This window comes from Streptomyces sp. ISL-12 (assembly GCF_018614415.1).
GTDB lineage: Bacteria > Actinomycetota > Actinomycetes > Streptomycetales > Streptomycetaceae > Streptomyces.
The window spans coordinates 1-6,521 of sequence record NZ_JAGGOO010000051.1 but is presented as its reverse complement, the minus strand read 5'-3'; the positions used below and the strand labels follow the sequence as shown (position 1 = coordinate 6,521).

The window sequence follows — 6,521 nt, the reverse complement described above, 5'->3', positions numbered from 1 at the left end:
CCTCGACATCGACCACCTCGTATCTGCACCTACAGCGAACTGAGAGCGGCAAAAGCCAAGGCCCAGGCGTCGACGGCATGGCGCCCACAGGGTGCATCGTGAAACTCACGTGGCCACCGCTCCTGACATCTGAGTTGTGAGCGGCTGCCCCGGGCTCGGCTACCAGTACTCGGTAATACTGCCGTCGGCGTTGATCTCCTCGCGGACTGTCTCCGCGTGACGTTTCCAGACCGGCATTTCTGCTTCGGCAGTCGCACGGAGCCAATCGGTGAAGGAGTCATGGCTGCGTACGGGAACGTCGCCGTTCACGCCCTCCGAGTACGACCAAACCTCGGGGTCGGGTCCGGTGCCTCTCATGAACTCGAACTGGTAGCCCTGATGCATGGTGAAGACGCGGTCGGTCGGATCGAAGGAGAAGGGCGAGTCGTTCTCTTCCAGCAGCTCGCGGGCGGCCTCTCCCAGTCCGAGAGCACGTGAGTAGTATACGTCTTCCCCGCGCATGAAGCGCCCGGCCCCACCGCCTATCAGGGACAGGAACTCCCGGTAGGCATCTGCCATCGGAGCCTGCTGATCACGCTCGATCTCCAGCACAGCCTCGGCCGACAGGCTCTGAAGCTGCTCGGGGCGGGCTGTCGTGCCGTCCGTGATGGCACCGACGACAGCACGGACCCGCTGCGCCGCAGTCAGCATGCCGGGTTCGTTCCAGGCTGCCGGCCACCGCTCTGTCTGCGTCGGTACGGCTGAGTTCGCTTCGCGGCGTCGCTTCCACCACATTCGGCACGCCTACCCTTTCGGTGATCAACAAGGCTCCGAGTTGCAGCGCTATGGGCGCGCAGGCATGGACACGCTCGGTGTCCATGCCTGCGTTGCTTCCGCGACGAAGCCTGAGTGCGAAGAACAGAGGGTGAGGAGGCTCAGGGCGCCCTTCTCTCAGTCTCTCTGTCCTTTTCGAATCATCCTGTTACTGGTTCCTCAGGGTCTCCTCACCGGCATGCGTCTCCTCGACGGCCTGCACGATTGCTTGTGCGACCGCGAGCACGTTCTCCCGGAAGAAGGAAAGCCTTCGGTAGAACGCCTCCTCCGACAACACCTGGTTCCAGGCCACCACTAGCGAGGCATGCACAGTGTGCAGGCCGGCCTTGTCGAGGACTACCGGTCCCCGCTCACTCGCCTGATCGAGTTGTTCCCTCAGTCTGCGCACGCCCATGTGGTCCTGACCGACCTGTATACACAGGGCGTCGTCCGACACTGGCAGGTCCTCCACGAAGGAGACCACTGTACGCAAAAGTGCCATCTGGGAGACGGTGGGACGCAGTTCATAGCCATCTGTCGTCCTCGTGAGGTGGACGCGCCCTCTCATCAGGGGCTCACAAGGGGAGCATAGTTCCCGCCGTACAGAAACTTGTGCTCACTGAACGTATAGGCGTGGATCATGCGGGCGTCCATGATAATGATCACACCTTTCTGAGTATCGTAGGCGACCTTGGCGGCGGGATTGCGCACGTCGTAGTGAGTGGCCTTGCCGCGCCATGAGGCAAGATACTCGGCCAGCTTCTTTGCGTCGTGACCGATACCCGGCAGCGAGTGGTTGCCGGCCGTGGAACTGCCGTCGTGCATCCTCTGGAAGTTGTAGTCCACGCCGTCCGCGACATCGGGGCCGTACTTGCCGTCGATGAGGTTGTACACGTCGTCCTTGATGCCGCCGAGGTCGACGTCGAGGTCGGGGCACGGCTCGGAGGCGGCCACAAGCTGCACGGATCGAGCCGGGCTTTGCTGTCCTTCGCCGACGGCGGCAGAAGACTTGACCACGGTCGGGTTGGTGCAGGGCGGCTTCGGCTTCTCCCTGGCTTCCTTGATCACCGTGCGCAGGCGTTCCATAAGCCGCTTGGCGCGGGCGTTGGCCTCGAAGAACTTGCCGATGCCGGTGCCGACGGTGACGACTGCCTTGCTGACCGCCGGTAGCTTGCCGATGACGACAAGAAGGCTGGCGGCGTCGATCAGCGTCCACAGACAGCTCTCGACGTCCGGAGCGGAGAAGCACTTGCGTGCGTCGTTGACCCCGATGACGTCAAGCAGGATCTCGCCGCCGTTCTCCTTCACCCAGTCAATGACGTCCTTGGCCAGGGTGGCCCGGGCGGCACGGTACTGGTCGACGCAAGTCTGGCCACAAGCTTCCAGCAGGATTTGTTCCTCTTCCGAGGTGAACGCCGTCCCAGGGTCTGGGGAGGAGTCAGAGGCCAATTCCGCCCGCTGAGCCTGGAGCTCCTGCCGCAGTTGCTCCTCCGCCCTGGTCGCCGCCTGATCGGCCTCCGCGGCGCTGGCTTGCGCGTTGGCCGCTGCCTCCTCGGCAGCCGTCGCGTCCCGCTCAGCCAGATCGGCGATCTCGCTGGCGATGGACGCCTCTGCCTGCGCGGCGTCGGCTGCGTCGTGCGCACCTGCGGCGTCCTTCTCCGCTTCCGTCGCGGCGTCCCACGCGGCCGATGCCTCTCCCTGAGCGTCGTTGGCCGCGCTGCGCGCGAGTACGGCGTCGGCATTCGCCTGCCGGTCGTACTCGATGGTGTTCGCCTCAGCCTCTTGGGCGGCTGTCGCGTCCTGTGCCGCGGCAGCCGCCGAGGCACGGGCCCGTTGCACCGAGCCGGCCGCCTTCGCTGCCGAGGCGGCGGCCCGAGCCGCCGCCTCGGCAGCGAGCTTGGCATCCTTGTCGGCAGCGGCTGCCGCGTCCTCGGCGGCCTGGGCCTGCTCGGCCGCGTCTTCAGCCTTGGCGTCGGCGGCTGCAGCCTGCTGCGCGGCCAGACTCTTGGCCTGCTGACCCACCAACACCGCCATGCCGGCGGAAGCGTCAGTCTCCTGATACGGGCTGCCCAGGCTGATCGCCTCGTTGGCCGGGTCGATCACACGTGTCGCGGCGTCCCGGGTGGCAGCGGCAGCCTGCGAGGCCGCCATGGCAAAGCCAGCAGTTCGGGCACTCTCCTTCTTGGCCGCTGTCGCCTCGGCGCGCGCCGCGGTCGCATGGGCGCGGGCCTCGACAGCCTCGGCAGCCGCAGCACGTGCGTACTCCTCGGCCTCCTTGACATGCTGGGCCGCCTTCTTGGACGCCTCGATCGCGTCAGCCGCCGCTGCATGCGCCACCGCCACCTGAGCCCGGGTGGTGGCCGCGTCACGTTCTGCGGCGTCAGCCGCTGACTCGGCACGGCTGGCTGCGGCGGTGGCCTCGGTGGCCGCTGCTCGGGCCGCGATGGCCGCCTCACTGGCATCGTCAGCAGCACTGCGTGCACGGTCGGCGGCCCCCTGGGCGTCGTCGGCCGCCGCCCTGGCCTCCGTGGCGGCGGCCCGTGCGTCCTCGGCGTCCGCGGTACCGACCGCCGCTGCGGCGGCCGCCTCCAGGGCGTGTGCGCGAGACGCCCGGGAGTCCCGGCGCTCTTCGGCCGCGATGGCCTCATCTCGGGCCTTGCCGGCCCGGTTCTCCGCCTCCACCGCGTCTCGACGCTTGCCTGCGGCGACAGTGCCTGCCGACTCGGCCCGCTCACGGGCCGCCGTGGCGTTGGCTTGCTCGTTCTTCGCACGCTCCTCGGCCTCGGCGGCCTTGGCTCGTTCGGCGTCAGCCTTCTTGCGGGCCGCCGCAGCGTTGTCCCGCTCGCTCTCGGCGATCTTCCTCTTCGCCGAGGCGTCTGCGGCGGCCGCCTTGGCGACGGCCTCAGCTGCTTCGGCTCGCTCCCGTGCGTCCTTGGCCTTGGCGGCTTCCTTGGCCGCCAGGTCCGCTTGTTCGGCGGCGGCATCGGAGGCCAGCTCGGCCTGCCGCGCACTCTCCTCCGCCGCGGCCCGGCGGTACTGTGCCTCCAGGGCGTGAGCCTCCGTCTTGGCACGTGAGAAGACGGCGCCGCTGTCGGCGACTGTCGCCTTGGCCGCTTCGAGTGCGGTCTCGGCGGCCTTCAGCGCGGCCTCAGCACCGGCGGAAGACGCCTTGGTTACTTGCGCCGACTGCTGGGCATAGGCGAGGCCACGACCACGCGGAGCGCCTGCTTCCTCGGCCACTTTCGCGGCCGCAGCCTCCGCAGTGTCAACGGCAACAGCCTGGGTCTTGGCGTCCTCAGTGTATTTTCGGGCCAGATTGATCTGCGCTGTGATCTTTGACTGAGCATTGGCGATGCCTGCCTCGATCATGTTCTTCTGGGCTGCTGTTGGCTCCCAGGCCGTGCCTTGGTTGCGCTGCCAACTGAGAATAGTTTCGGCGACCCACGCCTGCCCGACTGCCTCGACCATCGCCTCCGAAGCGTTCCACATGTCATCGTATGCCTTGGCCTCAGCCGCCACGATGGCATTGCGGTACTTCTCTTGCCCGTCAAGTTCTGCCTGCCACTCTGCGCGGGCGGTTTCCACCACCTCGGTCAGCGCCCGGTATGGGTCCGCGGGATTTTCCGGATCGCAGTTGGCGAAGCGGGTCTTAAGAGCTTCGACCTCGGTACGGAACTCCAGTGAGCCAGCTTCTGGGGCGGTTGTGGGGAAGCCTCCGTACTGCAGGAACATCCGCGCGTCGTCGGCGGACATGTTCTCGGAGAGCGTCGCCAGATCGCCGGCAACGGGAGCTCCGAACAGCTCAGCGATCTCCTTCTGGAAGGTGTCCAGCGCCGAGAAGTACTCGTCGGTGCCCTTGGTCTCAGCGATCAGCGAGGCGACACGGTCCACCGACTCCTGCCCTGCGCGCGGCACGAGGTCCGCGAACACCGCCTCTTGAGCTCGGTCGTGCGAGTCACGTCGGAACTCACGTAAATCAGTGTCGAGTTCCGGCGCCTCGTAGCTGCTGCCGAACTGTTCCAGTTGCTGTTGCCATCGTTGCTGCTGCTCGGTTTCGAAGCCGGGAGGAGGTGGTGCTGTTTCCCAGTCTTCATCGTTGGCCAAGGTGATCGGTGTGTGGCCGGAACCGTCCTCGGTCAGAGCAGCCGCACGGTCCTCCTCCGAACCGGCGAGCGCCGACATGGCCAACGCCTTGACTTCGGGACCGCCGCGGTGCAAAACACGGCCGATACGGCATTGGTCTGCCATCGCCAACTCGCCAGTATCCGAGCTGGGTGTCCAGGCGTTCCAGACGCTCCAAGTTCTGCGCCAGTTGTTCTCGGGGTAGGACAGAATGTTGTCCCACAGGTTCCAGTCGGGCCATTGTTTCCAGACGAAGTCGGGCAAGCCGGGTATGCCCTCTGTCGAGGCACGCTCCGTGAGCTCTGACATGCGTTCGGCCGCCGTGGGCTGAGTTGCGGCGGCCGAAGGAGCGGCCACTGTAGCCAGGAGCGACAGACTCGTAGCGGCTGCGGTGGCTACGGCGGCTCTCCTCGCAGCATGCCTGAATCGCCTCCAGCGGGCAGTCGGTCTGTTGAGCATTCGTCACCTTTCATCGCAGGCTTCCGGTTTTCCCGCCTCGACGGAGAGACGGGGAGACTGCACTGCTCGGCACCTGGTGCACTGCGGACTGGGGCGTGCTCACGGTGGTGGATCCACGCCCCGCCACAGTTCATCTACAGAGAACGCACAGTCGCCTGAGGTAACTAACGTCTCCGCGTGACGCCAGATCAAGAAGTGGTAAACGGGCGATAGCCTGACAAGCGATGTTTGGGTAGGCGTGACGACCCTCACGTTTGGGGAGGGTTGTGCCGACTTTGATTATTTTTTGGTAAAGGCGTTGGTGGTTACGGCCTTATCGCCTTGTGCTGCTCGTCGTCCTCACGGCCATGGAATGCGCTCCTTGCGTCCGGCGTAGGCCAGTTCGTCGTACGGGATGACGTCGCAGGGAACGTGGGGGCGGCGCAGGAGAAGCGACTGGGCGAGGAGGTCGTCGATGGTGGGCATGGCGGGGGAATCACTCCTGGGGATCGGTGTCGGGGCGGAGCTGGCGCAGGGCCCCTCGGGCGTGGCGCTCCAGGCTGTGGGTGAGGGCCGGGGACAGGCCGACGATGCCGGGCACGGCCTCGGGGGCGACGACGTCAATGACGGCTGGAGCGAGCGCATGCTGTCCCACGTGATCGCCGCGCTGATGCCCCGGGCGCGCGATGTGAGCCGCCAGATCGTCGAGGTCGGTGGCACAGCCACCTACGACTCGGTGGAGAACCACTTCGCCCCGGTCGTCCCCCGCTCGCTCGAAGATCGGCGGGACGCTTACCAGCGTTCAGGCGGTGGTCCGCCGCCTGGGACCCGACAGCCGGGCCGAACTGCTGCAGCGGGACGAACCGGCACGCGTCTACCGCATCGACCGCGAACTGCTGGAGCCGCTCCAGCGGGCCTTCGCCCTCACCGATGCACGCCCCGACCCCCTGCGCGGCAGCACGTCCGAGACGACCACCTGATACGGCCCGCGGCCCGACGGCCACCCCGGACGGCCCCGCGGCGCTCAGGCCCGGCGTGCGGCGGCCGGTCGGAGTGCCGGACAGCAGCTGCAGCATCTCCGGCCGCGCGCCCGGCGCGTTCATCTGACTTTCCATGCCATGGGGTGAACCCGCCCGGAACACGGCGTCTTCGCGCATCGCAGGCCACTA

The 6,521-nt window shown here is 66.8% G+C and carries 6 protein-coding genes; 1 reads left to right on the top strand and 5 read right to left on the bottom strand.

Features of this window, described 5'->3' with window-relative positions:
* Positions 1–159 precede the first annotated feature (159 nt).
* The 5 genes from J7I94_RS14655 to J7I94_RS14640 all read right to left on the bottom strand — a co-directional run bounded on the left by J7I94_RS14655 (position 160) and on the right by J7I94_RS14640 (position 6,007).
* Complete coding sequence (locus tag J7I94_RS14655) at positions 160–690, bottom strand: SMI1/KNR4 family protein (protein ID WP_215167511.1); 531 nt, start codon at positions 688–690, stop codon at positions 160–162.
* A gap of 271 nt (positions 691–961) precedes the next feature.
* Positions 962–1,264: a hypothetical protein gene (locus tag J7I94_RS14650; protein ID WP_215167510.1), complete on the bottom strand. Its 303-nt coding sequence runs from the start codon at positions 1,262–1,264 to the stop codon at positions 962–964.
* 95 nt (positions 1,265–1,359) lie between these two features.
* Positions 1,360–5,178 (bottom strand): hypothetical protein, encoded by a 3,819-nt coding sequence (locus tag J7I94_RS14645; RefSeq protein WP_215167509.1) that lies wholly within the window; start codon positions 5,176–5,178, stop codon positions 1,360–1,362.
* A gap of 534 nt (positions 5,179–5,712) precedes the next feature.
* Complete coding sequence (locus J7I94_RS39005; RefSeq protein WP_285442579.1) at positions 5,713–5,838, bottom strand: hypothetical protein; 126 nt, start codon at positions 5,836–5,838, stop codon at positions 5,713–5,715.
* A 10-nt stretch (positions 5,839–5,848) separates the two neighbouring features.
* Positions 5,849–6,007, bottom strand: a complete 159-nt coding sequence (locus J7I94_RS14640; protein WP_251075162.1) for a hypothetical protein — start codon at positions 6,005–6,007, stop codon at positions 5,849–5,851.
* 154 nt (positions 6,008–6,161) lie between these two features.
* Between J7I94_RS14640 and J7I94_RS38345 the strand changes: the two genes are divergently transcribed.
* Entirely contained in the window at positions 6,162–6,332 is a 171-nt protein-coding gene (locus tag J7I94_RS38345; RefSeq protein ID WP_251075161.1) for a hypothetical protein, read from the top strand.
* Positions 6,333–6,521: the final 189 nt, after the last annotated feature.

What these genes read in the sequence shown, in the direction of transcription:
- J7I94_RS14655 (WP_215167511.1), bottom strand. Translation starts at nt 690, where the DNA reads ATGCTGACTGCGGCGCAGCGGGTCCGTGCTGTCGTCGGTGCCATCACG.
- J7I94_RS39005 (WP_285442579.1), bottom strand. Translation starts at nt 5,838, where the DNA reads ATGCCCACCATCGACGACCTCCTCGCCCAGTCGCTTCTCCTGCGCCGC.